26 protein-coding genes (1 of these 26 cut by a window edge) are annotated in these 26,908 nt (G+C 75.0%); 13 read left to right on the top strand and 13 right to left on the bottom strand.

Features of this window, described 5'->3' with window-relative positions:
- Positions 1-121 precede the first annotated feature (121 nt).
- The 4 genes from HC251_RS12580 (at position 122) to HC251_RS12565 (ending at position 2,295) form a co-directional block, all read left to right on the top strand.
- Positions 122-1,090 carry an MTH895/ArsE family thioredoxin-like protein gene (locus HC251_RS12580; protein ID WP_219940961.1) on the top strand — a complete coding sequence of 323 codons (969 nt, stop codon included), beginning with the start codon at positions 122-124 and terminating at the stop codon, positions 1,088-1,090.
- Positions 1,091-1,159: 69 nt separating this feature from the next.
- A complete protein-coding gene (locus HC251_RS12575) occupies positions 1,160-1,429 on the top strand; it encodes a metal-sensitive transcriptional regulator (RefSeq protein ID WP_219940960.1) in 270 nt (89 codons plus the stop codon).
- Between the two features lie 40 nt (positions 1,430-1,469).
- Positions 1,470-1,649, top strand: coding sequence for a hypothetical protein (locus HC251_RS12570; RefSeq protein WP_219940959.1), 180 nt, complete (start codon positions 1,470-1,472; stop codon positions 1,647-1,649).
- 265 nt (positions 1,650-1,914) lie between these two features.
- Entirely contained in the window at positions 1,915-2,295 is a 381-nt protein-coding gene (locus HC251_RS12565) for a DUF302 domain-containing protein (RefSeq protein WP_255566726.1), read from the top strand.
- A gap of 373 nt (positions 2,296-2,668) precedes the next feature.
- Here HC251_RS12565 and HC251_RS12560 read toward each other — a convergent pair whose 3' ends face one another.
- From HC251_RS12560 to HC251_RS12545, 4 genes are read right to left on the bottom strand one after another with little or no spacing between them, the layout of a single operon-like run.
- The gene (locus HC251_RS12560; protein ID WP_219940957.1) at positions 2,669-3,499 is read right to left on the bottom strand and encodes a sulfite exporter TauE/SafE family protein; all 831 of its coding nucleotides are present in this window, start codon (positions 3,497-3,499) and stop codon (positions 2,669-2,671) included.
- Position 3,500: 1 nt separating this feature from the next.
- Positions 3,501-3,809, bottom strand: coding sequence for a rhodanese-like domain-containing protein (locus HC251_RS12555; RefSeq protein WP_219940956.1), 309 nt, complete (start codon positions 3,807-3,809; stop codon positions 3,501-3,503).
- Positions 3,806-5,206: a rhodanese-like domain-containing protein gene (locus tag HC251_RS12550; RefSeq protein WP_219940955.1), complete on the bottom strand. Its 1,401-nt coding sequence runs from the start codon at positions 5,204-5,206 to the stop codon at positions 3,806-3,808. The genes HC251_RS12555 and HC251_RS12550 overlap by 4 nt, the downstream gene beginning before the upstream one ends.
- Before the next feature lie 17 nt (positions 5,207-5,223).
- The gene (locus HC251_RS12545) at positions 5,224-7,416 is read right to left on the bottom strand and encodes an MMPL family transporter (RefSeq protein WP_219940954.1); all 2,193 of its coding nucleotides are present in this window, start codon (positions 7,414-7,416) and stop codon (positions 5,224-5,226) included.
- Between the two features lie 203 nt (positions 7,417-7,619).
- Between HC251_RS12545 and HC251_RS12540 the strand changes: the two genes are divergently transcribed.
- A complete protein-coding gene (locus HC251_RS12540; RefSeq protein WP_219940953.1) occupies positions 7,620-7,991 on the top strand; it encodes an STAS domain-containing protein in 372 nt (123 codons plus the stop codon).
- 58 nt (positions 7,992-8,049) lie between these two features.
- On the top strand, positions 8,050-8,397 hold the full coding sequence (locus HC251_RS12535) for a VOC family protein (RefSeq protein WP_219940952.1): 348 nt from the start codon (positions 8,050-8,052) through the stop codon (positions 8,395-8,397).
- Positions 8,398-8,406: 9 nt separating this feature from the next.
- On the opposite strand, the gene HC251_RS12530 is transcribed toward HC251_RS12535, so the two are convergent.
- From HC251_RS12530 to HC251_RS12520, 3 genes are all read right to left on the bottom strand, one after another.
- Positions 8,407-10,851: a bifunctional diguanylate cyclase/phosphodiesterase gene (locus HC251_RS12530; RefSeq protein ID WP_219940951.1), complete on the bottom strand. Its 2,445-nt coding sequence runs from the start codon at positions 10,849-10,851 to the stop codon at positions 8,407-8,409.
- Between the two features lie 76 nt (positions 10,852-10,927).
- On the bottom strand, positions 10,928-12,091 hold the full coding sequence (locus HC251_RS12525) for a sulfotransferase (protein WP_219940950.1): 1,164 nt from the start codon (positions 12,089-12,091) through the stop codon (positions 10,928-10,930).
- Positions 12,088-13,131: a zinc-binding dehydrogenase gene (locus HC251_RS12520; protein ID WP_219940949.1), complete on the bottom strand. Its 1,044-nt coding sequence runs from the start codon at positions 13,129-13,131 to the stop codon at positions 12,088-12,090. The genes HC251_RS12525 and HC251_RS12520 overlap by 4 nt, the downstream gene beginning before the upstream one ends.
- Before the next feature lie 111 nt (positions 13,132-13,242).
- Between HC251_RS12520 and HC251_RS12515 the strand changes: the two genes are divergently transcribed.
- Complete coding sequence (locus tag HC251_RS12515) at positions 13,243-14,682, top strand: amidase (RefSeq protein ID WP_255566391.1); 1,440 nt, start codon at positions 13,243-13,245, stop codon at positions 14,680-14,682.
- 75 nt (positions 14,683-14,757) lie between these two features.
- Here the strand turns inward: HC251_RS12515 and HC251_RS12510 are convergent, their stop codons facing one another.
- The 5 genes from HC251_RS12510 to HC251_RS12490 all read right to left on the bottom strand — a co-directional run bounded on the left by HC251_RS12510 (position 14,758) and on the right by HC251_RS12490 (position 21,496).
- A complete protein-coding gene (locus tag HC251_RS12510) occupies positions 14,758-15,969 on the bottom strand; it encodes an alpha/beta hydrolase (RefSeq protein WP_219940948.1) in 1,212 nt (403 codons plus the stop codon).
- Positions 15,970-15,974: 5 nt separating this feature from the next.
- A complete protein-coding gene (locus HC251_RS12505; RefSeq protein ID WP_219940947.1) occupies positions 15,975-16,739 on the bottom strand; it encodes an enoyl-CoA hydratase/isomerase family protein in 765 nt (254 codons plus the stop codon).
- Positions 16,740-16,785: 46 nt separating this feature from the next.
- On the bottom strand, positions 16,786-18,267 hold the full coding sequence (locus tag HC251_RS12500; RefSeq protein WP_219940946.1) for a family 16 glycosylhydrolase: 1,482 nt from the start codon (positions 18,265-18,267) through the stop codon (positions 16,786-16,788).
- 134 nt (positions 18,268-18,401) lie between these two features.
- Positions 18,402-20,930 (bottom strand): RNA helicase, encoded by a 2,529-nt coding sequence (locus tag HC251_RS12495; protein ID WP_255566390.1) that lies wholly within the window; start codon positions 20,928-20,930, stop codon positions 18,402-18,404.
- Positions 20,927-21,496 carry a PH domain-containing protein gene (locus tag HC251_RS12490; protein WP_219940945.1) on the bottom strand — a complete coding sequence of 190 codons (570 nt, stop codon included), beginning with the start codon at positions 21,494-21,496 and terminating at the stop codon, positions 20,927-20,929. The genes HC251_RS12495 and HC251_RS12490 overlap by 4 nt, the downstream gene beginning before the upstream one ends.
- A gap of 163 nt (positions 21,497-21,659) precedes the next feature.
- On the opposite strand from HC251_RS12490, the gene HC251_RS12485 reads away from it, so the two are divergent.
- The 5 genes from HC251_RS12485 (at position 21,660) to HC251_RS12465 (ending at position 25,759) form a co-directional block, all read left to right on the top strand.
- Complete coding sequence (locus tag HC251_RS12485; protein WP_219940944.1) at positions 21,660-22,310, top strand: YitT family protein; 651 nt, start codon at positions 21,660-21,662, stop codon at positions 22,308-22,310.
- A gap of 95 nt (positions 22,311-22,405) precedes the next feature.
- A complete protein-coding gene (locus tag HC251_RS12480) occupies positions 22,406-23,260 on the top strand; it encodes a hypothetical protein (RefSeq protein WP_219940943.1) in 855 nt (284 codons plus the stop codon).
- A gap of 103 nt (positions 23,261-23,363) precedes the next feature.
- Positions 23,364-24,524 carry a mannose-6-phosphate isomerase, class I gene (gene manA, locus HC251_RS12475; RefSeq protein WP_219940942.1) on the top strand — a complete coding sequence of 387 codons (1,161 nt, stop codon included), beginning with the start codon at positions 23,364-23,366 and terminating at the stop codon, positions 24,522-24,524.
- 4 nt (positions 24,525-24,528) lie between these two features.
- A complete protein-coding gene (locus HC251_RS12470) occupies positions 24,529-25,119 on the top strand; it encodes a DNA-3-methyladenine glycosylase (protein ID WP_219940941.1) in 591 nt (196 codons plus the stop codon).
- A gap of 31 nt (positions 25,120-25,150) precedes the next feature.
- Positions 25,151-25,759, top strand: a complete 609-nt coding sequence (locus HC251_RS12465) for an NUDIX domain-containing protein (protein WP_219940940.1) — start codon at positions 25,151-25,153, stop codon at positions 25,757-25,759.
- A 23-nt stretch (positions 25,760-25,782) separates the two neighbouring features.
- Here the strand turns inward: HC251_RS12465 and HC251_RS12460 are convergent, their stop codons facing one another.
- Complete coding sequence (locus HC251_RS12460; RefSeq protein ID WP_219940939.1) at positions 25,783-26,340, bottom strand: hypothetical protein; 558 nt, start codon at positions 26,338-26,340, stop codon at positions 25,783-25,785.
- 64 nt (positions 26,341-26,404) lie between these two features.
- Here HC251_RS12460 and tyrS point away from each other — a divergent pair, with 64 nt between their 5' ends.
- Positions 26,405-26,908, top strand: partial view of a tyrosine--tRNA ligase gene (tyrS, locus tag HC251_RS12455; protein ID WP_219940938.1) — the beginning only. 777 nt of this gene lie beyond the right edge of the window; 504 of the gene's 1,281 nt are visible here — the first part of the coding sequence; its start codon is at positions 26,405-26,407; its stop codon lies off the right edge, out of view.

The following is a 26,908-nucleotide window of genomic DNA, read 5'->3' as shown; positions in this document are numbered from 1 at the left end:
CGTAGGCCACGCCCGGCGTCGAGCGGCACGCGTCGGGCCATCACCCGAGACGATGACCTTCGGCCCTGTCCGCCCCCCGGTGGCGGAGGACGATCGAGGAGGACCGAGGTCCGGAGGTCACGTGCAGCACGTCGACGCCACGCCCACCGTCAGCGGTGAACCCCAAGGGGATCGCCACGATCGCTCGGCCGCGGTCCGGCGCTGGGGCCCGGTGGCGGTGGCGGCCGTGGCGTGGGCCGTGGCCTACCGGGTGAACGCCCCGCTCTGGCACTGGGTCGTGGGCGACGCCGCCGGCCTCGACCTCTCGTCCCGTCTCGGCTCGTCGGTCCACTTCTTCTTCTACGACGTCACCAAGATCTCGCTGCTCCTGTCGGGCGTGATCTTCGTGGTCACCGTGCTGCGCACGTTCATGTCCGTCGAGCGGACGCGGGCCCTCCTGGGCGGTCAACGGCGGGGAGCCGGTCACGTCGGTGCCGCCGGGCTCGGCGTGGTGACGCCGTTCTGCTCGTGCTCCGCGGTCCCGATCTTCATCGGCTTCGTCACCGCAGGTGTCCCCCTGGGGGTCACGTTCAGCTTCCTGATCGCGGCGCCGCTGGTGAACGAGGTCGCCGTCGTCCTGCTCTTCGGGTCGTTCGGGTGGAAGGCGGCCGCCCTGTACGTCAGCTCCGGGCTGGCCATCGCGGTCGTGGCCGGCGCCGTGCTGGGCCGGTTGCGGCTCGAGCGGTGGGTCGAGCCCTTCGTGTTCGAGACCCGGCTGCACGGCGAGCTCGTCGACGCCTCCGGCGACCTCTCCTGGGACGAGCGCCTGAGCATCGGGCGCGAGGAGGTGGTCAGCATCCTCCGCAAGGTCGACATCCTGGGAAGAGGGTGCGCCCGCTGCCGCACGCTGGAGGAGCACGTCGTCCTCGCCCTGCGGGACCTCGACGTCGACGCCGAGGTGGGGCACGTCACCGACCCCGTGGCGATCGCCTCGGCCGGGGTGATGAGGACCCCCGCGCTGGCGATCGACGGAGAGGTCGTCGTCGCCGGACGGGTCCCCTCCGACGCCGACCTCCGCGCCGCGATCGCCGGACGGCGCACCCCCCGGTGAGGTCCGGGGTCGCGACCGAAGGCGGTCGGACGGCGCCGATTTATACCCCTGGGGGTATATCCTGGAGGCATGAGGTTCCCCGACGAAGTCACCGACGATGTGCAGAAGCGCCTGCGGCGCGCCGAGGGTCAGCTCCGCGGCGTCCAGCGCATGATCGACGAGGGCTCGGACTGCAAGGACGTGGTGGCCCAGCTGGCCGCCGTCCAGGCCGCCCTCCACCGCACGGGCCTGCGGCTCATGTCCGCCGGGATGCGGCACTGCCTGGCCCAGCCCGACGAGGCCGCCGCCGACGGGATGACCGTGGAGGACATGGAGGAGCTCTTCCTCACCCTGCGCTGAAAGGGTGCGCGGGCGGTCGTCGCCAGATACCCTGGGGGGTATGTGCAGACGAGTCACGTGCCCCACCTGCCACCGTCCGACCTACGCCGGCTGCGGCCTCCACGTCGAGCAGGTGCTCGGCGACGTCGCCCCCGAGGGGCGCTGCCAGTGCGCCACCGACGGCACCCCGTCCCGGCCCCGGCGCCGGTGGTTCGGATCCCGCACCGGTGCTCGGCGCTGAGGTGGGCACCTGCGGGGTCGCCCGCCTCACTCTTCCCGGCGACCGTGGTCGCCTTCGGCGTCGCGACGCTGGTCGGCGACGATGCCGCCGGCTGGATCGCCGGTGGCCTCACGGCCCTCCTGCTCCTCGCCGTCCAGAGGGGGCGCGGTGCCGTTCCCTCGTGTGCGGTGACGCCGCCGACGGTGTCGCGCCCCGCCGTGGACCCTGCGGGTACCGCACCTGCTGAGGCACCACCCGCCCCGACCGTCGACAGGAAGTGACCACCATGCACGCCATCGAGACCACCGTCCCCCTCCCCGCCGACCAGGCCGAGGCCGCCGTCCGAGCGACCCTGCAGGACCACGGCTTCGGCGTCCTCACCGAGATCGACGTCGCCGCCACCTTGAAGGCCAAGCTCGACGTCGACCGCCCCGCCCTCAAGATCCTGGGTGCCTGCAACCCGACCTTCGCCCACGAGGCGCTGCAGCTCGACCCGTCGGCCGCCCTGGTCCTCCCGTGCAACGTGGTGCTCGAGCCCGACCCGTCCGGCGGCACCCGGATCAGCGTGGTGGACCCTCGTGAGCTGATGCCCGACCCGGCCTTCGCCGAGCTGGCGGCCACGGCGGCCGCCCAGCTCACGGCTGCGCTCGACGCCCTGCCGGGCTGATACCGGTCGCGACGTCACGCGGTGCCTGGAGGCGGCGCGGATGGGCGTGGTGCGCCAGCGCTGATCGACGCGGGTTCGGTCCGGACGAACGGCCCATCCCGATCACGCGCCTGGCCCCGGTCGGCGAGACGCGTGCTCCGATCATGCTCCAGGCACCACTCCGTGCCGTTCTTGGTACCGATCACGCCGCCGTGATCCACGATTGGTACCAGGAACCGGGTCGACCGTCACTCCGGCCGTTCTCGGTACCGATCACGCGGCGGTCGTCCACGATCGGTACCGAGAACCGAGGGCCATCCCCTCATGCGCCCGGCACCGGTCGGCGGTTGCGCCCCGTGGGCTGACGGCATGGCCGCCGCCGTCTGACCGTTCCTCAGCCGAGGACGACGTCGGCGGCGGTGTACAGGGCGACCGCCACCAGGAGTCCGGCGAACCACCGGAGCGAGCGCTCGGGGTCGAGGCGCCCGGCGAGACGGCCACCGGTGAGGACGCCGGCGATGGCGGCCACCGCGAACGGGAGCGTCACGCCCCACTCGATGGAGCTCGTGCTGATCCGGGCGGCCAGCCCGACGGCGGAGTTCACGCCGATCACGAGGAGCGACGTGCCGATGGCGGTCGGCATGTTCATGCGCAGGAGCAGGGTCAGGGCGGGCACGATCACGAACCCGCCCCCGACGCCGAACAGGCCGGTGAGGAACCCCACCGCGGTGCCGGCGGCGACGATGGCGAGGACCCTCCCGACGTCGACGCGGGTGGCGACGTCGCGGCGGGAGGCGAGGGCGACGCCGCCGCCGGCGTCGGCCGCACCGGTGGCGAGGTCCTCGCCCAACTTCGTGCACGTCGGGCACCCGGTGAGCATCCGCCACGCGGCCACGAGCACCAGCCCGGCGAACCCGAGGAGCAGGAGGTCGGGGTCGAGGCGCTGGTTCACCGCCGAGCCGAGCAGCGACCCGGGGATCCCGGCGGCGCCGAAGGCCAGGCCCGTGGCGACGCGGACCCGCCCGGCCCGCAGGTGGGGGCGGAGGCCGACGATGGAGGCGATGCCCACCAGGAGCAGGCTCGTGGTGGTCGCGGCGCGCGGGCTCTGCCCGGCGGCGTAGACGAGGGCGGGCACGGCCAGGATCGAGCCCCCGCCCCCGAGGGCGCCGAGCGACAGGCCGATCAGGAAGCCGAGCGGTGAGGCGAGCAGCCCGCGGAGGTCCATGTCAGGTCACGACCGGCAGCCCGGCGGCGGCCCACGCCTGCATGCCCCCGGCGACGTTGCGGGCGTCGATCCCGGCCGCGACCAGGGCGGCCACCACCCGGCCCGAGCGGTTGCCCGATCGGCAGATGCAGTACACCGGCCGGCCCGGGGGGACCGTGTCGAGCGTCAGGCGGCCCATCGGGACGTGGACCGCGTCGGGGGCGTGGGCCTCGGCCCACTCGTCGTCCTCGCGCACGTCGAGCAGGACCGAGCCCGCCGGGCGGTGCGCGGCCTCGGTCACGGTGGCGCGGGGGAGGGCGTCGGTGCTCATGAGGTCACCGCACCCTTGTCGACGGGGAGCCCGGCCGCGGCCCAGGCGTCGTAGCCGCCCTGGAGGTCGGCCACGTGGGCGAACCCCTTCGAGCGCAGCAACGAGGCGCCGATCGACGAGCGGTACCCACCGGCGCAGTAGACGACGGTCGGTGCGGCCGGGTCGAGCTGGTCGTGGTCGTCGAGCAACCGGGCCAGCGGGATGCGGATGGCGCCCGGGACGACGCCCGCCTCCTGCTCGCCGGGGTTGCGGATGTCCACGACCTGCAGGCCGGGCTCGTCGTCGCGCCACTGGGCGATGTCGGCGGCGGCGAGGCGGGTGGAGCGCTCGGCCAGGTCGGGTCGTTCGGCGAGGAGGCGCTCGACGTCGACGACGGCGCCCCGGACCCGATCGAAGCCGATGCGGGCCAGGCGGATCTTGGCCTCGGCGGCGCGGCCCTCGTCGGCCACGACCACGACCGGCTGCCCCGGGCGCAGGACGTCGCCGGCGTACTCGGCGAAGCGGCCGTCGAGGCCCACGTTCACCGAGCCGCGCAGGTGCCCGGAGGCGAACGCCTCGGGCGCCCGGCCGTCGATGACCACGGCCTCGTCCCGGAGGCAGCGCTCGACGTCGTCGACGGTGAGGGGCGCCGGGGGGTCGGCCTCGTCGAGCAGCTCGTGGAGGCGGCGGTTCGAGTCGGCGGTGAAGGCGAAGTAGAGGGGCGCGACCGACTGGCCCTGGGTGACGGCCTCGACGAACTCGTCCTCGCTCATGGGGCGGAGGGCGTAGTTCGTGGCCCGCTGCTCGCCGATGGTCGACGACACCGCGTCGGACATCGACTTGCCGCAGGCGGACCCGGCCCCGTGGGCCGGGTAGACGCGGGTGCTGTCCGGGAGAGTCAGCAGCTGGTCGTGCAGCGAGCGGTACAGGCGCCGGGCCAGGTCGTCGGCGGTCCAGCCGACCGACGTCAACAGGTCGGGCCGGCCCACGTCGCCGACGAAGAGGGCGTCGCCGGTGAGGACGGCCCACGGTTCGTCGTCGTCGGCGTGCTCCCACACCACCACCGAGATCGACTCCGGCGTGTGGCCCGGGGTGTGGCGGACCTCGAGGGCCACGTCGCCGAGGTCGATCCGCTGCCCCTGGGCGAGGGGGTCGATGGGGAAGTCGGCCCGGGCCTCGTCGCCGTAGGAGATGGCCGCGCCGGTGGCCTCGGCCAGCTCGAGGTGGCCGGAGAGGAAGTCGGCGTGGAAGTGGGTCTCGATGACCCGCTCGATGGTGAGTCCGTGGGCGCGGGCGTCGTCGAGGTAGGCGGTGATGTCGCGCTGAGGGTCGACCACGACGGCCCGGCCGGTCGTCTCGTCCCCGATCAGGTAGCTGAAGATGGACAGGCACGGGAGCTGGTACTGGCGGAAGAGCACGGTGATCTCCTGGTGGGCTAGTGGTCGAAGCTGACGACGGGCAGGCGGCGGTCGAGCCATCCGGGCAACCACCAGGCGCGCTGGCCGAGCCGGCCGAGGAGGGCGGGCACGAGCAGCATGCGCACGACGGTGGCGTCGAGCAGGACGGCGAGGGCGAGGGTGATGCCGAGCTCGGTCGGCGGGATGGGCCCGGTCACGCCGAAGGCGATGAAGACCACGATCATCACCAGGGCGGCGTTGGTGATCGGCCGCCCCGTCCGGGCCGTGCCGTCACGCACGGCGGCCTGGGGGTCGCCGGTCTCCTCGTAGCGCTCCCGGATGCCGGCCAGCAGGAACAGCTGGTAGTCCATCGACAACCCGAAGAGCAGGGCGAAGAAGAACAGCGGCGCCCAGGCGTCGACGAACCCCTGGTGCTCGATCCCGATGAGCCCGGCCCCGAACCCGTGCTGGAAGACGAGGGTGGCGAACCCGAAGCTGGCGGCGACGCTGACGAGGTTCAAGAGCACCGAGGCGATGGCGATCGGCAGGCTCCGGAACACCACGAGCAGCAGGAGGAAGGCCACGACCATGATGATCCCGATGGCGACGGGGGCGCGCCCGGTGAGCAGGCCGGTGAGGTCGTGGTTCTGGGCCGCCGGACCACCGACGAGGGAGTCCGGTGACGCGTCGGCCACCGCGGTGCGCAGGCGGGCGACGAGATCGCTGGTGGCCTGGTCGTCGACGGCGGTCGCCGGGGTGACGCGCACGACCGTCCGCCCGCTCTCGGCCGGCTCGGCCACGACCCGGGCGTCGACCACACCGGCATCCTCGCGGGCGACGTCGACCACCGCCTCCGCCTCGGCGGCGGGGACGGTGATGAGCAGGGGAGCGGCGGCGCCCGGTCCGAAGGACTCGACGACCATCTCGTAGCCGTCCCGGCTCGAGCGGCCCTCGTCGACGACCCGGGCGCCGGGCATGCCGAGCCGCATCCCCAGCGCCGGGGCGGCGAGGGCGAGGAGGAGGGACAGGCCCAGGACGAGGGCCATCACCGGGCGGCGGAGGGCCCAGCCCGTCCAGCGCTGCCAGCGGCCCATGGCGGCCCGGTCGGGGTCGTCGTGGCCGCGGGTCACCAGCACCCGGTCGCCGAGGGCGGCGAGGAGGGCGGGCAGCAGCGTCAGGGAGGCGATGGCCGTGGCGACCACCGACAGGATCATCCCGAGGGCCATCGACCGGAACACCATGATCGGGACGACGAAGACGGCAGCCAGCGAGAGCACGACGGTCAGGGCGGACAGGAACACCGCCTTGCCCGCGGTGGACAGGGTGTTGGCCAGGGCGTCGGCGGTGTCCCACCCGTCCTCGCGCTCCTCGCGGTACCGGGAGACGATGAACAGGCTGTAGTCGATGCCGACGGCGAGGCCGATCATCATCGAGAAGTTCATCGACCACACCGACAGGGGCGTGACCGCGGTGAGCAGGCTCAGGGCGGCGAAGGCGACGGCGATGCCGGCGACGGCGAGGAAGAGCGGCAGGCCGGCGGCGATCGCCGAGGCGAACGCCACCACCAGCAGGATCAGGCTGGGGATCCCCGAGAGCAGCTCGGCGCGGTGGAGCGCCTGCTCGTTCGACTCGTTGAAGTCGCTCCAGACGGGCCACTCGCCGGTGACCTCGGCCTCGGCGCCGGCCGGCAGGGTCAGCCCGTCGACGTGCTCGATGAGGTCGGCGGCCGATTCGGGCAGCTCGGCGTCCTCGGTTGCCTCGAGGCCCACGGGCACGAGGGCGGTCCGGCCGTCGCGGGCGACGAGCCCCGCCTCGGGGGGCTGGGCGAGGGTGTCGACGACCATGACCGCACCCGGCGCGCCCTGGAGGTCGGCGATCAGGGCGGCCAAGCCGTCGGGGTCGTCGGCGATGGGCGCCTCTTGGCGGTACACGACCACCGCAGCCTCGGCGCCCACGGCGGCGAAGTCCTCCCGCAGCTCGTCGCGGACCTCGCCGGCGACGGTCCCCTGGGGGTCCCACCCCGCACCCGAGAGGGTCGAGGTGAGGGTCAGGGCCAGGGGGGCGGCGGCGATCGTCAGGACCGCCCACGCGACCAGCACGGACCGTCGGCGTCGGGCCGAGAACCGCCCGACCCGGGCCAACCACCCGCGGGCGCGGGGGCTGTCGGGGTCGGTCAGCGGCTCGTGGGCCAGGTCCGGCGGGGGGTCGACCAGCTCCTCGGTGAGCTCCATGGCCACATCTCCTCTCACATACCCAGGGGGGTATGGAGGAAGCATACCCCCAGGGGTATCTGATGTCCACCGACGACGGGGGCCCGACCCGTGGGCGGCGGGCGGCTATCACCCGATCGGACGCTGGTCGGGAGCGTCGGAACCGGCGTAGGTTGGCGGTCCGGGTTCAGACCAGAGCTCTCCGCCTCCCCGAGAGGAGCTGCGTGGACGCAGCCTCTGCCCTGAACAGCCCGACGGCCCGCCTCCAGACCGGTGTCGAGATCACGGCCGCCAGCCTGACGATCGGGGTGCTGTCGGCCGACGACACCGCCCTGCTCCGCCTCGAGGGCGACCTCGACGCCGGCAGCGCGCCGACCCTGATCGCGGTGGGGCGCACCCTGGTCGACGGGGGCAGCGAGGACATCGTGCTCGACTGCGATCGCCTGCGCTTCTGCGACTCGGCCGGCATCCACGCCCTCGCCTCCCTGCACCGCCAGCCCGAGGTGCGATCGGTCTCGCTGGTCCGGACATCGGCCACCCTCCGCCGCCTCCTGGAGATCACCGGGCTGCAGGCGCTCTTCGACCGCGCCGCCTGATCGACCCGCCGGCCCAAACCCCACGGGCGGGGGTCGGGCGTCGTCGTAGCCTCGGTCCATGAGCCTCGAGTGGGAGCAGGTCATCGTCGACTCGGTCGACTCCGTCGCCCTGGGGGAGTGGTGGCGCGTCGCCCTCGGGTGGGTCGTCGTCGACGACCGCCGGGGCGACTACGAGATCCGGCCCGCGCCCGACCGCCTCCCGGGGCTCCTCTTCGGCGAGGGCGCCCCGCCCAAGCAGGGCAAGAACCGCCTCCACCTGGACCTGCGGCCCGACGACCGCGACGCCGAGGTCGAGCGGTTGCTGGCCCTCGGGGCCACGCGCGTCGACGTGGGCCAGGGCGACGTGAGCTGGGTCGTCCTGGCCGATCCCGAGGGCAACGAGTTCTGCGTGCTGTCGTCGCCCTGACAGCGACGCTCAGGCGTCCGCGGAGCGCGGGTGGGCGTCGACCAGGGCCGTGGCCGCGCCCTCCTCGACCGGACGGCTCCAGAGGTACCCCTGGCCGTACTCGCACCCTGCAGCGGCGAGGAACGTCCGCTGGGCCTCGGTCTCGATGCCCTCGGCGATCACCTCGACCCCGAGCGAGCGGGCCATCCGCGCCATCGTGGTCACGATCACGTCGTCCTCGGGCCGCAGGCCGATGTCGAAGACGAACGACTGGTCGATCTTCAAGAACCGCACCGGGAAGTGCTTGAGGCGACTGAACGACGAGTAGCCGGTCCCGAAGTCGTCGATGGCGACCTGCACGCCCGTGTCGGTCAGCCGCCGGGGGGCGTCGGAGGCCACGGCCACGTCCATCAGCGTCGACTCGGTCACCTCGATGCAGACGCACGCCGGCGGGACGCCCCACGAGCGCAGCGCCTCCTCGACCTGGCCGGGGAACGACGGGTCGGCGAGCTGGAGGGGCGAGACGTTGACCCCCACGGTCAGCGCCAGGTCGGGACGGCGCTCGCGCCAGCGGGCCACGGCCCGGCACGCGCTCACCAACATCTGTCCGCCGAGGGCCCCGATGAGGCCCGCCTCCTCGGCGAGCGGGATGAACACGTCGGGACCGATGACGCCGCGCTCGGGGTGGACCCATCGGGCCAGGGCCTCGAACCCGAAGAGGGTGCCCGTGGCCAGCTCGAACTCGGGCTGGAAGTGGGCGACGATCTGACCGGAGTCCAGGGCCGCCCGCATCTCGACGACCAGGTCGGCCCGCCGAGCCTCCCGGTCGTGCAGGGCGTCGTCGAAGACCTCGCACCGGCCGCGCCCGGCCTGCTTGGCCGCGTACATGGCCATGTCGGCGTGGCGGAGGAGGGCCTCGGCCTGGCGGCCGGGGCCGGAGAGGGCGACGCCGACGCTCGAGTCGAGCGCCAGGGTCGTGCCCCCGACGACGGTCGGCCGGCGGATCGCGTCCTGCACCGCCGAGGCCACGGCGACGGCCGCCTGGGCGCCACCGCACGGGACGCAGATCACGAACTCGTCGCCGCCGAGGCGGCCCACCGTCGCTCCCGCGGGCACCGTGCCGGCGATGCGCTCGCCCAGCTGGCGCAGGACGCCATCGCCGTCGACGTGCCCGATCCGCTCGTTGACCGACCCGAAGTCGTCGAGGTCGACGAACAGCACGGCGGTCGCCCCGGCCCCGGCGCTCTCGGCGTCGAGGGCGGCCTCGAGCCGGTCGACGAAGAGCCGTCGGTTGGCCAGGCCCGTCAGCGGGTCGTGGGTGGCCTGGTGCAGCAGGGCCCGCTCGGCCTCGTGCCGCTGGGTGATGTCGAGCATCGTGCCGGAGAGGATCCGGGACGCCGAGCTGTGGAACTGGCTGCTGCGGGACACCACCCACCGCACCACGCCGTCGGGACGGACGATGCGGTGCGTGCAGGCCACGTCGTTGCGGCCCTCGGTCGCCTCGGCCAGGGCCCGCAGGAAGCGGTCACGGTCCTCGGGGTGGACGTGCTCGAGGCGGTCGAGGCGGCCGGGCGGCCGCCCCAGGATGCGCCACAGCTCGTCGGAGCCGAGGAGCTCGCCCGTCGCCAGGTCGAGCTCGAAGCTGCCGAGGTGGGCGGAGGCCTGGGCGTCGGCCAGCCGGCGGTGGTCCTCCTCGGCCCTCCGCTGGGCGGCGATCGTGTCGGTCAGGTCGGTCGCGACGGCGATGGTCGCGACCAGTCTGCCGGCCTCGTCGTGGACGGGAGCGGCGGTCACGAGGATCGGGATCGGGAGGCCGTCCTTGCCGATCACGTCGACGGCGCCGCTGTACCGACGCCCGGCCAGGTGCTCGACGTCCTCCCGCTGGGCCACCGCCCGCTGGGCGTCGACGGGGACGATGAGCTCGCGCATGGGCCGACCCAGGGCCTCCTCGGCGGTCCACCCGAAGAGGCCTGCGGCGGCCTCGTTCCAGTAGATCACGACGCCATCGGTGTCGCGGGCGGCGACGGCCTGCCCGACCGCGTCGAGCAGGGAGGCCTGGAACAGCACGGCCCGCTCGACCTCCTTGCGCTCGGTGATGTCGCGGAGGTGGCCGACGACGCCCCCGACCCCCGGCTCGTCGAGCAGGTTGGTCACCACCTCCTCCACCCACCGGATCCGGCCCGCCGGGTCGATGATCCGCAGCTCGACCCGCGTGGTGTCGCCCACCGAGGGGATGCTGCTGACGGCGGAGAACGCCCGGTCCTGGTCGTCGGGATGGATCATGTCCATGCCGTTGTGTCCGAGGAGCTCGGCCGGCCGGACCCCGAAGACGCGCTGCGACGACGGGCTGGCCCAGGTGATCGTGCCGTCGCCCTCGAACATCAGCACGACGTCGTCGGTGTGGTCGAGGAAGATGTCGACCAGGCGGGCGTCGAGCGGGGGGACGGCGGTGGACCTCGCTCCCTCCTCGTACATGCTCGGCACCCTCACCGTCGGTCAGACGCCGCCGGGGCGGCGCTCGTGACTGCCCCTGTCGGCAGCCCGGGAACCATCATGAACCGCGGCCCGGCACCTCGATGGCGACGCCGTGGCGCTCGACGTAGGCGGAGAAGCGCCCCCGCAGCTGGCCCTCGTCGAGGCCGTAGGTGGCCAGGTCGTAGCCGTGCCGACCGTGGGCGCCCTGGGGGTGGGCCGCGACGTAGGCCGCCATCGCCGCCTCGCCGGCGGCCGACAACGGCGTCCCGACGGCATCGGACAGGGCGCCCACCGTGCCCACCGGGTCGCCCACCAGGTCGGCGTAGTGGACGTCGACGACGGGGTGCTCGGGGTGGGCGGCGCGGAACGCCTCGATCCGGCTGATCGACTCCTCGAGCATCGAGGTCCAGTGCTCGGCGATGTAGGCCTGGTGGTCGGCGTCGGTGAAGGTCCCCGACAGGGTGGAGATGAGGCTGCACACCGAGGCCGAGAGCACCACCGGGTCCCGGTGGAGGAGCACCAGCCGGGCGCTTGGGTGGACGGCCGTGAGGGCCTCCAGGGCCAGGCAGTGGTGCGGGCTCTTGAGCGTCCAGCGCCCCTGCACGCCCCCGCTCTGGAGCACCTGCAGCACCAGCCGGTGGTACTCGTAGGCGGAGCGGGCGTCGGCCTCCCGGAGCCACGCGCCGTAGGTCGGGACGTTGGCGATGGCCTCCCACGACAGGCTCTTGAAGTCCTGACCCATGACCGCGATGCACTCCGTCGGCCCGTCGGCGTCCTCGTGGTGGATCGCCCGCACCGCGGGGTTGAGCGCCTCGAGCATCTCGACCTCGGCGTGGGCGGCGTCGACCCTCGGACCAGCCCGGTGGTCGGCAGGCGTCGGCGGCGGGGCGCTGTCGCCGGCCTCCCACCGCAGCAGCGCCCGGTTGCCGGGGTCCTGGTCGAGCAGGTTGCTGAGGAACGTGGTGCCGGCGCGGAACATGCCGATCACCACGAGGGGCGACTCGATCTCCTGCTCGGCCACGTCGGGGTGGGCCCGAACGTGGGCGACGACGCGCAGCCGGTTGGCCAGGGCGTTGACCACGGCGCTCTCCACCGCGACCCGGCCGAGGTCGTTGAGCCGGGCCTCCTCGGCGAGGGCGGCGACGTAGGTCTCCAGGCCCTCGCGGTACCCGTCGGGTCCCAGGTCGTCGAGCCCGGTCGCCTCGACCGCCCGGGCGATGAGCTCGTCGGCCCCCGTCATGCCGCCCCCTCGCGGGCCAGGTCGGCGACGGTCCGTCCCGCGGTCCGGCGGGCGGCGTGGTCCTCCAGCGCGGCGGCCACCTCGGAGAGCCCGATCCGGCGGCCGACGACGGCGCGGATCGCGCCCTGCTCCACCAGGTCGAGGAGGGCGGCGTGAACGCGCCGGCCGGTGGACGGTGGGAAGGGGTTGATGCCGAACCGGCGGAAGTCGAGCGGGGCGTCGAGGTACGCCAGCACCACCCCGACGACCGAGACGTTGGCCATGGAGACCTTGCGCAGCGGTCGGCCGGTGAGGCCGGACTCGGGGTCGTCGTTGAACCCGACCGGGAGGTAGCGCCCGCCCCGGGCCGCGCAGGTCCACATGGTCTCGGTCTCGTCGCCGCCGATGGGGTCGAAGATCACGTCGGCGCCGTGGCCGTCGGTGTGCTCCATGACGGCGTCGAAGACGTCGTCGCGGCTGTGGTCGACGACCCGCTCGGCGCCGAGGCCCGAGCAGAGCGTCGCCTTGTCGGCCGAGCCGGCGGTGGCCACGACGTGGGCCCCGGCGGCGACCGCCAGCTGGATGGCGGCGGTGCCGACGGCGCTGGCCCCGGAGCGGACGAGGACGTGCTCGCCCGGCTGCAGCGCCGCCCGTTCGTGGAGGGCGAGGTAGCCGAGGTGAAACGGCAGGGTGAAGGAGGCGGCCTCGACGTCGTCGAGGCCGGGCGGGGCGTCGAACACGGTGCCGCACACGGCCAGGTCGGCCAGGCCGCCGAGGGACATGTCGGCCATCCCCACCACCCGCCGGCCCACGAGGCCCTCGTCGCCCCCGTCGCCGACGGCGTCGACGACCCCGCACACGTCCATGCCCAAGGTGAACGGCGGCTCGGCCATCACCGCCGCGACCCCTCCTCGGCACCGGGCGATGTCGCCGAAGTTGAGCGACGCCGCCGAGACCGCGACGCGCACCTTCCCCGGACCCACGTCCGGCTCGGGCACGTCGTCGCGCACCTCGATGGCGTCACCGGGCTCCCCGTGCCTCACCACCCGCACTGCGCGCATGGGGGGACCCTAGGCAGGACGCGGTCCGATTGCTGACGGGTCGTCAGGTCTGGCGTGGGGCGGCCGGGACGGCCGTCCGCGCCGGTGGCGGGTTGGTGCGACACTGCGCCGGTGAGCCTCGCCGACGAGACCCAGTGGATGGACGCGACCGCCCAGGCCGCCCTGGTGGCCGAGGGGGAGGTCACGCCGGGCGAGCTGCTCGAGGCCGCCCTCGAGCGCATCGAGCGGCTCGACCCGCAGATCCACGCCCTGACCTTCCGCTGGCCGGACGAGGCCCGGGCCACCGCCGCCGACCCGGCCCTCCCCGGAGGGCCCTTCCGCGGGGTGCCGTTCCTCCTCAAGGACCTCCACGCCCACATGGTCGGGCGCCCGCTCTCCAACGGGAACGCCGCCCTGCGCGCCGAGGCGCCGACGTCGCCGCGCTCGACGACGCTCGTCGAGCGGTTCGAGGCCGCCGGTCTCGTGATCGCCGGCCGCACGAACAGCCCCGAGCTGGGCAGCCTCCCCACGACCGAGCCCGTCGCCTGGGGCCCGACCCGCAACCCGTGGGCCCCGGACCGGACCCCGGGCGGGTCGAGCGGCGGCGCGGGCGCCGCCGTCGCCAGCGGGATGGTCCCCGTCGCCCACGCCTCCGACGGCGGCGGGAGCATCCGCATCCCGGCGTCGTGCTGCGGCCTGGTCGGGCTCAAGCCCAGCCAGGGGCGCATCACCGTGGGCCCCTACCGCGACGAGACCGCCCTCGGCGTTGAGCTGTGCGTCAGCCGCACCGTCCGGGACACCGCCGCCGTCCTGGACGCGACCCACGGACCCGGCGTGGGCGACACCGTCATCGCCCCGCCCCCGTCGCGTCCCTACGGCGACGAGGTCGGCGCCGACCCCGGTCGGCTGCGCATCGGCCTCCTCGACCACCACCCCCAGGACGGCACGATCGACGACGCCTGCGCCGAGGCGGCCCGAGCGGCGGGGGCGCTGCTCGAGTCGCTCGCCCACCACGTCGAGCCCGCCTTCCCGGAGGCCCTCTCCGATCCCTCGGTGAGCTCCCAGTTCCTGGCCCTCTGGGCCACGGGGATGGCGACGGGCATCGCCGCCTGCGAGTCGCTGCTCGGGCGGGCGATGACCGAGGACGAGGTCGAGCCGGTGAACTGGGTCCAGGCCGAGTTCGCCAATGGCCTCTCCGCCACCGACCTCGCCGCCGCCCTGTCCGCCTCGGCCGCGTTCCGGCGCCGGGCCCAGCAGTGGTGGGCCGACGGGTGGGACCTGCTCGTCACCCCGACCCTCGGCGAGGTCCCGCTGCCGCTCGGCACGATGGCCAACGACCCGGCGAACCCGATCGCCCCCTTGGCCCGAGCCGGTGCGTTCGTCCCGTTCACGCCGGCGTGGAACATGACCGGCCAGCCCGCGATCAGCCTGCCGCTCCACCGCACCGCCGAGGGCGTCCCCGTCGGCGTCCAGCTGGTCGCCGCCTACGGCCGCGAGGACCTGCTCCTGCGGGTCGCCGCCCAGCTGGAGGAGGCCCAGCCCTGGGCCCACCTCCACCCGCCGATCAGCTGACCCCTCGCCCCCTCGCGGCGGATGGGGGCGGTCGCGTCCCCGGAGCGCCGCCCGAGCTGGAGCGCGCCGGTCCGCTCACCCGTCCAGGCGGAGGTGGACGGCGAGGAAGGCCAGGATCTCGTCGGCGATGGCGCTGTCGGGGCCGAGGCCGACGACGTGGTCCGCGCCCTCGCTGAGGACGAGGTCGCAGGTCGCCCCGGCCCGGCGGACGGCTGCGCACGTCGCTGTCGGGTGCGTCCACGACCGGCCGGTGACCGTGTCGCTCGCGAAGTGCTGGAGCAGCACGGGCGCGTCGTCGGGGCCGAGCGAGGTCACGCCCGGGACGGGCACGAGGTACGAGCCGGTGGAGAAGGCCGCCGCCACCCTCGGGGAGACGGCGGCCATCGGGCCGCCGGGCGTGAGGTCCTCGAGCAGGGCCAGCGACAGGGCGAGCTGGCCACCGGCCGAGGCGCCGAGGGCGGCGATGCGGTCGGGGTCGATGCCGTGCTCGGTGGCGTGGGCGCGCAGCCAGCGCACGGCCTCCATGCCGTCGTCGAGGGCGGCGGCGGAGGCCGCCCGCAGCCGCGCCCGCGAGGCGCCCGCCCCGGGGTCGAGCCGGTAGTCGATGGTGGCGACGACGAAGCCCCGCCGGGCGTAGGCGAGGGCCTCGTCGGTGTGGCGGGCCCGGGACCCGGCGGCGAAGCCCCCGCCGTGGACGAGCACGAGCGTCGGCCGGGCCGCGCCCTCGCGGCCCGGCGGCAGGTGGAGGTCGAGCACCAGGTCGACCGGGCGGCCGTCGAGGCCGGGGGCGACGCCGTAGCGGATGCCGGACCGGACCTCGACCTCGTCGGCGGCGTGGCGGGGCGCACCGTACGCGCCGGCGTCGGCCGCCCGGGGTGCCCGGGCCAGGACGGTGATCGTCGCCAGGCGATCGCCGGCGCAGGTCGCGGTGGCCGACGCGACGTGGTCCCACCGCGCCTGGCCGAGGGGGGCGTCGCCCCGCCATCGGTCGCGGACCCGGGCGACGGCGGCCCCCTCGCCGTCGTCGCCGACGCGGGCCCGGCCGGAGAGCTCGGCGACCTCGGCCCACGTCTCCTGGTCGTAGGCCTCGGCCGGGGGCGCGGGGGCCTCGCCGTCGGTCGCGGTGCACAGGGCGGCGGCCCGGGCGGTGGCCACGGCGGCGAGGGTCGGGGCGCCCGGCAGGTCCGGCACCACGGCGCCGAGCTCGGCGGCGCGGGCCGAGCTGCACCCGGCGGCCAGCAGGGCGGCGGCGACGACGAGGGCCCGCGGTGTCGTGGTCGGTCGCACGGTCGTCAGCCCGGGGAGCGGGCCCGCAGCGACGCCTGTCGGTAGGCGAGCAGCATCAGCTCGGGGTCGCTCCAGGTGACCTCCTTGGGCACCATGGCGTTGGCCAGTGCGGCGCAGGCGGCCTTGGTCGAGGCCAGCGCCAACGGGTCCTTCGACAAGAGCCGGGCGACGAGGGCCCGGGTCGCGGCCGGCAGCTCGGCGTCGGGGTGGACGTGGTTGACGAAGCCCCACTCGCGGGCCTGGGCGCTGGTGAAGCGCTCGCAGGCCATCACCAGCTCCCGGGTCCGGGCCGGGCCCAGCTCGCGCATCAGGCGGGGGAGGGCCTGCCAGGTGAGGGGCAGGTCCAGCTCGACCTCGGGGATGGAGAACCACGCCGACTCGGCCGCCAGGCGGAGGTCGCAGCAGCTGAGGAGGACGACGGCCCCGCCGACGGCCAGCCCGTTGGCCACCCCCACGGTGACCTGGGGCAGCCGGTCGATCAGCTCGCAGGTCCGCCCACCGAGGTGGGCGCGGGCCCGTCGGTCGATGTCGTTGAGCGGCGGGGTCGGGCGCCGGTCGCCGAGCTGGGCGCCGGCCGAGAACGCCCGCCCCGCCCCGGTGAGCACGACCACCCGTGCGGCGTGGTCGACCTCCAGGGCGGCCAGGGCCTCCTGGAGCTCGTCGTGGAGGGCGATGTCGAGGGCGTTGAGCTTCTCGGGTCGGTCGAGCGTGACGGTGACCAGCCCGTCGAGCTCGTCGTCCCTCTCGATCCGCACCCGTGAACCGGTCACGGGCGGAGAGCCTCGCGCGTCGCGGCGTCAGCGCGGCAGGGGTGACTCAGCGCTCGTAGACGCGGACCCAGTCGACCTGGAAGTCGGCCACGCCCCCGGGTGGGTCGTAGCCGCGGGCGACGGTGGCGGCGTCGAGGCCCGGTGCCCCGACCCAGGCCGACAGGATGATCCGGTGGGCCCGGTCGGGACCGAACGGGGTGGGGAAGGGACCGTTGGTGTTGGTCCACCCGCCCTGCTGCACCAAGACCTTGGTGCCGTTGGGGTTCACCTGCCAGGCGCCGAAGCGGTCGAACTGCGCCGTCTGGACGCCGTCTTGGTAGAAGCGGATCTGGGTGCTGGTGGGGTCACCGGGGACCGTGGGCTCCCACTCGACGGCGTAGGTGTGCCACTGGGTCACGTCATGGCCGGTGATCGGGACGTTCTGCATGCACTTCGGGTCGCACGTGTAGTTGAAGTGGATGGCGGGCTTGTAGCGGCTGATGTTGGGCTCGGCGGTCTTGCCGATGTACTCGAAGATGTCGATCTCGGAGCCCATGGACTTGTCGTAGCCGTACCCGCCGTTGCCGTGGGTCCAGAACCCGCCCCACAGGTTGTTGCCCGTGGTGGACCAGCGGGCCCGGGCCTCGAAGCGGCCCTGGGCCTGCTCGAACTTGCCCCAGGTGTTCATCCCGGCGCCGGTCTGGGCCTGGCCGCCGGCGCAGGCGCCGTTGGCCTTGCGGGTCCGCATGGTCAAGACGCCTCCGGTGACCGAGACGTTCGACGCCTTCGGGCAGGTGGAGGCCTTGGGGGACTCGACGCTGCCCCAGGCGGTGCCCTCGTCGTAGATGTTCCACCGGGTGGTGTCGACGCGGGTGCCGTCGAACTCGTCGGACCAGGACAGGTTCCAGGCGTCGGGGCCGGTCGGGGTGGTCGTGGGCGCCGGCGCCGGCACGGGGGTGGGGGGCGGGGTCGCGGCGCCGACCTCGAGGGTGGGTGCGGTGCCGGTGGTGCCCGCCCCCTCGGAGGAGACGATCTCGAGCTCGTAGGGGCTGGAGGTGGTGACGGCGAGGTAGGCCCGGCCCCGGGCGACGCGCACCCCGGTGAGGGTCACGGTCTGGCGGGTGCCGGCGACGGTGGTGGCGACGGCGCCGACCCGGCTGCCGATGACCGGCCGGGTCTCGTGGGTGGTGTTCTCGGTGAAGGAGGCGGAGTTGTGGAACGCGAGGGCGAACCCGGACTGGCGGGGCACGAACGACAGGCGGGCGGTGAGCGACGCGGTGTCGGCCGCCGCCACCGGGAACGACATGTAGCCGATCTTGAGCTTCCCCTGGCTGTCCATGACCCGCATCACGACGTCGTTGCCGCGGGTGGCGGTGGGCTGGGCCGACACGCTGAAGGTGTCGATGTCCGCCGGCGCCACCCGGGCCGCCGGGGCGGGCGCCGGGGCCGGGGCCGGGGCCGGCTCGCAGGCCACGAGGCCGGCGCAGGCGAGGGCCAGCGCCGTCCAGAGGGCGGTCCGGGTGCGGTGGGGTGCAGCGATGGCAGACAAGGCGGGGCTCCTGGCTTCCCGGACGCTCATCCCTGGCGCCGGTCTCAGCCCCTGATCGGTCCCCCGCCGGTGTTCGTGAGCGCTTCCGCCACCTTGTGTGGCCACTTCACCGCTCAGGGTGACGTGCGCCCTGCTCAGCCCTCGGTCAGGCCCTGCACCCGCACGGCGGGCTCGCCCAGGGCGTCGGACGCAGCCAGGTCGATGACCGCCCGGAGGCGCCACGCGTGCTCGCCGTCGGGGTCGGCCAGGATCTGCTGGACCTCCCACCGGTCCGGGTGCTCGTCGACGAGGAGCATCCGGGCGCTGCGGGCGTCGCCGTCGATCCCGATGCTCCGGTGCTCGGCGAGGTACGCCTGGGCCTCCTGGTGCCAGCGGTCGGCGGTCCAGCCGTCGTCGCCGTCGAGCTCGCCCAGCGCCGTCCACCGCTGGGCGGCCAGGAGCTCGACCCGGCGGAACAGGGCGTTGCGGACCAGCACCGTGAAGGCCCGGCGGTTCCGCGTCACCGGGGGCGGGCCCTCGTCGACGACGAGGTCGGCGGGGGCGGCGCCCTCGGGGAGGTCGGACGGGTGCCGCAGGGCCTCCCACTCGTCGAGCAGGCTCGAGTCGGTCTGGCGGACGACCTCGCCCAGCCACTCGGTGATGTCGACCAGCTCCTCGGTCTTGTCGTCCTCGGGGATGGTCTTGACCAGCGCCTTGTAGGCGTCGGTGAGGTAGCGCAGCACCATGCCCTCGGTCCGGGCCAGGCCGTGGTGGCGGACGTAGTCGCCGAAGCCCATGGCCCGCTCGTACATCTCCCGCACCACCGCCTTGGGTCGCAGCGGGGTGTCGGCGACCCAGGGGTGGCTGTCCCGGTACACGGCGAACATGGGCACCAGCAGCTCGGCCAGGGGCTGGGGGTGGGTGATGGTGTCGAGCTCGGCCATGCGCTGCTCGTAGTCGAGGCCCTCGGCCTTCATGCGGGTCATGGCCGCGTCGCGGGCCGCCTTGCGCTGGGCGGCGATGACCGGGCGCGGGTCCTCGAGCACCGCCTCGATGATCGAGACCACGTCGAGGGCGTGGGTGTCGGACTCGGGGTCGAGCAGCTCGAGGGCGGCCAGGGCGAACGGGGCGAGGGGCTGGTCGAGGGCGAAGTTGGGCTGGAGCTCGACGGTGACGCGCACGGTCCGCCCCCGCTCGTCCGGCGCCGGCAGCTCCTCGACGACGCCCCCCTCGATGAGGGACGCCTCGATCTCGGCCGCCCGGGCCAGGTGCGCCTCCTTCTCGGCCTCGCTCTCGTAGCTGGTGGTGATCAGGCGACGCAGCGCGGCCCGGCCGTCACCGGGCCGGTCGAGCACGTTGATCAGCATCGAGTGGGTCACGGTCAGGTGCGACGTCAGCGGCTCGGGATCGGCCCCCACGAGGCGGGTGAAGGTGGGCTCGCCCCACGACACCATCCCCTCCGGCGGCTTCTTCTTCACGATCTTGCGGCGCTTCTTGGGGTCGTCGCCCGCCTTGGCCTCGAGCCGGGCGTTCTCGATGGCGTGCTCGGGCGCCATCACCACGACCCGGCCCATGGTGTCGAACCCGGCCCGTCCCGCCCGCCCCCCGACCTGGTGGAACTCGCGGGCCGAGAGGAGACGGGTCTGGGTGCCGTCGTACTTCGACAGCGACGTCATCAGCACCGTGCGGATCGGGACGTTGATCCCGACGCCGAGGGTGTCGGTGCCGCAGATGACCTTGAGCAGGCCGGTCTGGGCCAGCCGCTCGACCAGGCGGCGGTACTTCGGGAGCATCCCGGCGTGGTGGACGCCGATGCCGTTGCGCACGAAGCGGCTGAGCGTGCGGCCGAACCCGGCGGCGAACCGGAAGTCGCCGATGGCGTCGGCGATGGCGTCCTTCTCCTCCCGGGTCGACAGGCGGAGGCTCATCAGGGCCTGGGCCCGCTCGGCCGCGCCGGCCTGGGTCGGGTGGACGATGTAGACGGGGGCGGCGTCGGTGGCAAGCAGCTCCTCGATCGTCTCCACGATCGGGGCCAGCCGGTACTCGTGCACCAGGGGCACGGGGCGCTCGCCCGAGCGGACCACGGCGACCGGGCGCTGCGTCCGCTGCTCGAGGTCGTCGACGAAGCGGGTGACGTCGCCCAAGGTGGCCGACATCAAGACGTGCTGGGTGTCGGTCAGCTCCAGCAGGGGGACCTGCCAGGCCCACCCGCGGTCGGGGTCGGCGATGTAGTGGAACTCGTCCATCACGACCTGGCCGATGGGCGCCGCCGCCCCGTACCGCAGGGCCATGTTGGCCACGATCTCGGCCGTGCAGCAGATGATCGGGGCGTCGGCGTTGACGGCGGCGTCGCCGGTCATCATCCCGACCCGCTCGGCGCCGAAGGTGGCGGTCAGCTCGAAGAACTTCTCCGACACCAGGGCCTTGATCGGGGCCGTGTAGAAGGTGCGCCTCCCGTCGGCCAGGGCGGCGAGGTGGGCGGCGATGGCGATCAGGCTCTTGCCCGAGCCGGTGGGCGTGTTGACGATCACGTGGGCGCCGGTGGCCACCTCGAGGAGGGCCTCCTCCTGGGCCGGGTACAGCGTCAGACCTCGGTCGGTGACCCAGTCGACGAAGGTGTCGACGACGGCATCCTCGTCGCCCCCGACCGGCACGCGATCCCCCAGGGTCTCACCGACGCTCACGTCCCCACCGATCCCGTCGGCCGCCCCGACGAGGGCCCCGTCGCGGTCGACTGGCGGGCGCGGGCCTCCTCGGTCAGCCGCTCGGCCACGGCGTCGGCCCAGCACGCCACCCCGAGGGTGACGGCGCGGCGGGTCCGGCTGATGCTGTGCAGGACCGGGCCCTTGCCCTCGGGGACCAGCACGCGGAGGCCTTCGTAGCCGGCGACCACGCCCACGACGTCGTCCCACGGCACCCGGCGGGAGCGGAGCAGGCCGACGACGGTGATCCCCTCCTCGTCCACGTCGAGCCGCATCTGGGCGGCCCGGGCGTAGAGGACGCACCCGACGATCCCCCCCGCCGCCAGGGCGGTGGCGAGGACGGGCTCGTCGAAGGCGCTGATCGCGAGGGTGCACAGGACCAGGGGCCAGAGCACGGCCATGACGGCGCACACCACCGTCTGGCCGCTGCTGCGGAAGCTGCGGCCCTCGACGTCGCCGACGTCGCCGGCGGTGACGGGGACGGCCGTCCGGCGAGGCCGGCGCGAGCCCCCGTCAGACGACGTGGAGCGCGACGGCGACGGGGCCACGGGTGGCGTTCGAGTCGGGGCAGATCGCGGGGGACCGGGCGGCGGTGGGCAGGACCGGCAATGGGGACTCCTCGTCCTCGGGTGGCCCCATCCTGCCGGGCGCGGGCCGATCAGCGGGCCAATCGGGGGCGGGGCGGGGCACCGGGCTCCGTAGGGTCGGACGGTGCGCCACGATCCCGACCTCGGTGCGCGCCTGGGGCAGCTCGTGGTGGGCCTGGTGCTGCTGGGCCTGGCCCTGGCGCTGGTCGTCGAGGCCGACCTCGGCCTCGACCCGTGGAACGTCTTCCACCAGGGCGTGTCGGAGCGGGTCGGCGTCGGCCTCGGGTGGGTCGTCATCGCCGTCGGGGCCGTCATCCTCCTGCTCTGGATCCCCCTGCGGCAGCGTCCCGGGATCGGCACCATCGCCAACGCCGTGGTGGTGGGGCTGGCCATCGAGGCCGCCATCGCCGTGTTCCCGTCGCCGTCGGGGCTGGTGGCGCGGGTCGCGTTCCTGGTCGTCGGCGTCACGCTCAACGGCGTGGCCCTGGGCCTGTACATCGGTGCCGGCCTGGGCCCGGGCCCGCGGGACGGCCTCATGACCGGTCTGGCCGCTCGGGGGCACTCGGTGCGGGTCGTGCGCACCGCCATCGAGCTCGCCGCCCTGGTCGGCGGGTTCGCCCTGGGCGGCTCGGTCGGCGTCGGCACCGTGGTCTTCGCCCTCACCGTCGGCCCGATCGTCCACGCCACCCTCCCGCGGTTCGACCGGGGCCCGGCGGCGCCCCCGCTCGAGGGGACCGCCGTGGTCCCCGACCTCCCCGGCGTCGGCCCCGGCTGACCACGCCCGGCACCGCCCGGCGTCGGCCGGCGGGCCGGGCCCACGACGGCACGATCCTGCTCGCCGCGCCGATCGGGCGGTGCCAGGCTCCCCGGATGGAGACCGCCGTCGCCCGCCGCCTCTGGACGCTCTACGAGCCGATCCACGCCGTCACCTACTTCGCCCCCGAGGTGACGACGACCTGGGCGCAGGCCGGGGTGCCGGGGTTCTGGCGGGGCTACTTCGCCGGTCGCGCCGCCCCCCTCGCCCCGTGCCCGCCCGAGGTCGTCGAGGCGACGTTCTTCGGCTTCGCGCCCGCTCCCGTGAACCGGGCCATCCCGTCGGTGTGGGAGCGGATCACGCCGGAGGGGGCACTGGCCGTGCGCGTCGCGGGTGCCGTCGCCGCCCTCGACGCCGCCCTGGGCCCGGTCGGGCCCGACGAGGAGGAGGTCACCGCCCTGCTGCGCGCCGCCGCGGAGGCGGCGACGGGGGAGGGGCGGGCCCTGTTCGCGGCCAACGCCGCCGCGCCGTGGCCGGCCGGCGTCCGCGCCGAGATGTGGCACGCGACCACGCTGCTCCGCGAGCACCGGGGCGACGGCCACATCGCCGCGTGGGTCGCCGCCGGGATCACGGGCCTCGAGGCCGGCGTCCTCGCCGTGGGCGACGGCCCGCTCACGCCCGAGCGGGTCCAGGCGGTCCGGGGCTGGACCCCGGACGAGTGGGCTGCGGCGCAGGCCGACCTGGCGGCGCGGGGCCTGGTCGACGGCGACGGGGCCGCCACCGACGCCGGCCGCGCCCTGCGGGCCCAGGTCGAGGAGGCCACCGACCGCGCCGCCCTCCGACCGTGGACGGCCCTCGGCGCCGAGGCCGTTGCCCGCCTCGACGCCCTCCTGGTCCCCGTCGTGGACCGTCTCCTGGCCACCGACATGCTGCCGGAGGTCAACGCCATCGGCGTCCCCCGCCCGGCCTGACCGGGCGCGTCCCGCGCCGGGCCCCCGACCCGCTCCCGCCCGCGCCGGATGGACCATCCCGTCGGACCCCGTCCCCGCCTCGGCGGGGCCCTAGCCTCGCCCCGTGCTCGGTCTCGCCAACCGCATCCAGCCCTACGCCTGGGGCCCGGTCGACGGTCTCGCCCCCCACGTCGGGGCGCCGCGCACCGGCGACGCCCAGGCCGAGCTGTGGATCGGCGCCCACCCGGCCGCCCCGTCGACCGCCGACGGCCGCCCCCTCGACGGCCTCGTCGAGGACGACCCGGAGGCCCTCCTCGGCCCCGAGGTCCTGGCCCGGTTCGGGCCCCGCCTGCCGTTCCTCCTCAAGGTCCTGGCCATCGGCGGGCCGCTGAGCATCCAGGTCCACCCCGACCCCGACCAGGCCGCCGCCGGCTACTCCCGGGAGGACGACGAGGGCCGGCCCCTCGACGCCCCCGACCGGAGCTACAAGGATCCCTACGCCAAGCCCGAGGTGCTGGTCGCCGTGGTCCCGACGTGGGTGCTCGTCGGCTTCCGCCCCGGCTCCGACGCCGCCGCCCGCCTCCGGGCCCTGGGCCCCGACACCGAGACCCTCGCCGACCTGGTGGTCGACCAGACCGACGCCCGGCGGGCCCTGGTCCACCTGCTCACCGCCCCCGACGAGGAGCGGGCCGTGCTGGCCGCGGCCGCGGCCCGGGCCGGAGCCGGGGACGACGCCCGCAGCTGGACCCGTCGCCTCGCCGCCACCTACCCGGGCGATCCCACCGCCCTGGCCCCCCTCCTGCTCGACCTGCGCCAGCTGGTGCCGGGCGAGGGCGTGTTCCTGCCCGCCGGCGTGCCCCACGCCTACCTCCAGGGCGCAGGCGTGGAGCTCATGGGGGCGTCCGACAACGTGATCCGCGGCGGCCTGACGCCCAAGCACGTCGACACCTCGGCCCTGGTCGACCTGCTGGCCCCGCCCGGGGCGACCGTCGTCGACCTGCCCGGCGAGGGCGTGGGCCTCGGCGTGCGCCGCTACGAACCCCCCGTGCCCGAGATCACGCTCCACCGCCTCGAGGCGGGGAGCCGGGCCATGCCCGCCCCCGTGGGGCCCGGGCCCGCCCTGGCCGTCGCCACCGGCGGCCCGGCGCTGCTCAGCGTGGGCGACCAACGGGTCGAGCTGGGGGCCGGGCGGGCCGTCCTGGTCCGGCCCGACGAGCGGGAGCGGTGCCGGGTGCGGGGCCCAGGGGTCGTCTGGTGGGCCACCACCGGCGACCTCGACGCCTGACCCGGTGGCCCGCCGCCGCCGGCTGCCGCGGTCGTTCTACGCCCGGGACCCCCTCGAGGTGGCCCCCGACCTCCTCGGGACCCTGCTCGTGCACGGGGGGCGGGTCGTGCGCATCGTCGAGGTCGAGGCCTACTGCGGCACCGACGACCCCGGCAGCCACGCCTACCGCGGCCCGACCCCCCGCACCGAGGTGATGTTCGGCCCGCCGGGCCACCTCTACGTCTACTTCTCCTACGGGATGCACTGGTGCGCCAACGTCGTGTGCGGCCCGGCCGGCGAGGCCGGGGCCGTGCTCCTGCGGGCCGGGGCCCCGGTGGCCGGGCTCGACGCCATCCGGGCCGCCCGCCCCAAGGCCCGCCGGGACCGGGACCTGACCTCCGGGCCGGCCCGCCTCTGCCAGGCGCTGGGGATCGACGGGACCCACGACGGCGCCGACCTGGTGCGGGCCGATCGGTCCGTCACCCTCGCCACCGATGGCGCCCCCCTCCCCGTCGCCCCGGCCACCAGCCCGCGGATCGGGCTCTCCGCCGGGGCCGACCTGCCGTGGCGGTGGTACCTCCCGGGCCAGCCCGACGTGTCGGGCCGGCCCCGCTGAGCCCGGTGCCCCGACCTGCCAGGCTCGGCCGATGACCGAGACCGCCTGGGAGGCCCTCGCCCCCGACGACCCCCGCGTCGCGCCCCGACCCGACGACCGGGACCTGGCCCGCCAGCAGGTGGCCGCGGCCGTCCTGCCGGCCGCGCTCGACGGGGTGCGGGACCGGGTCCTGGCGCTGTGCGACGGCCCCGACGACCCCCTCGACCGGCGCTCGCTGCCGGACCACCTCACCGCCTCGGCGGTGGTCGTGGCCCCGGGCCGGGGCGCCCTGCTCCTCCGCCACCGCAAGCTGGGGCGGTGGTTCCAGCCCGGCGGCCACGTCGACGGTGACGGCAACCTGCTGGCGGCGGCCTGCCGCGAGGCGGCCGAGGAGACGGGCCTGGCCGGCCTCCGCCCGGTCCTGCCCGCCGTCGACCTCGACGTCCACGACGTGGCCTACCCGGACGGCTCCTTCCACGTGCACCACGACCTGCGGTTCCTGCTCCTCGCCCGGGCCGACGCCGTCGTCGCCCACAACGACGAGTCGACCGGCGCCACCTGGGTCACCGGGGACGCCGACCTCGACGCCGTCGACGCCGACGCCAGCACCCGGCGGCTGGTGCACCGGGGCCTCGCCGTCGCCCGCGAGCTGGGGGAGTAGGGCCTCGGGTCGGCGCGCGGGCGTCAGCCCACGTCGCCGGCGGGGACGCAGGAGGGCATGTCGTTGACCTCGGCGAAGGTCTGCACCACCCGGTCGAGGGGGTCGTTGAACTTCTCGGTGGTGAGGAAGCGGGCGTCGGGGTCGACCCGGACGGCGTCGGCGTAGTCGCGCCGGTCCTCGAGGAGCTGGGCGTAGTCGGCCAGCCAGGGCTCGACGACGGCCCGGTCCTCGGCGGTCTCCGGCATCGGGTCGGCCAGGTCGGCGAGCATGGCCTCGAGGTCGTCGGTCGAGGCGTCGATGGCGTCCGCCCGGGCGGAGGTGTCCTGGCGCCCGGCGGCGGCGGAGCGCTCCTCGATCCGCTCCTGGGTGGCGGCGCAGGTCTCCTCGGCCCGCTCGGCCCAGCCCCGGTCGGCGACGCGGTCGGGGTTGAGCTTCCGGGGGGCGCCGCTGAAGATCCAGACCCACATGAGGACGATGGCGAGCATCACGACCACGCCGGCGACCACCCAGGCGGTGTGGAACCGGCCGCTGTCGGGCCCGGGCGACCCGGGTCGGGGAGGGGCCTCGGCGGGAGCGGTCACCGGCCCAGCCTCTCCCGGGCGGTCGCCGTGCGTCCAGACGGGCGCCGGCGGCCAGACTGGCCCGGTGACCGCCGACGTGCTCGCCGACCTCGAGGCCCGCGGCCTCGTCCACGACACCACCGACCGGGCCGCCCTCGCCGCCCGGCTGGCCGAGGGGCCCATCACCGCCTACTACGGCTGCGATCCCACCGCCGACAGCCTCCACCTCGGCAACCTCATCGGGCTGCTGGTCCTGCGGCGCCTCCAGGACGCCGGGCACCACGTCATCGGCCTGGCCGGCGGGGCCACCGGCATGATCGGCGACCCCGGCGGCCGCTCCGAGGAGCGGAACCTCCTCGACGAGGACACCCTGCGGACCAACGTGGCCGCCATCAAGGAGCAGATCGCCCGGATCGTCGACCCCGACGGGACCCACGGCACGACCTTCGTCGACAACTGGGACTGGACGAAGGACCTGACCCTGGTCGACTTCCTGCGCGGGGTGGGCAAGAACGTCACCGTCAACCAGATGGTCGCCCGGGACTCGGTCCGCAACCGGCTCCAGAGCGAGCACGGCATCTCCTACACC

Origin of the sequence: Iamia sp. SCSIO 61187, from assembly GCF_019443745.1 — a bacterium.
Lineage (GTDB): Bacteria > Actinomycetota > Acidimicrobiia > Acidimicrobiales > Iamiaceae > Iamia.
Note: the sequence above shows the minus strand (reverse complement) of the source record. Positions and strands in the feature narration are given on the sequence as shown.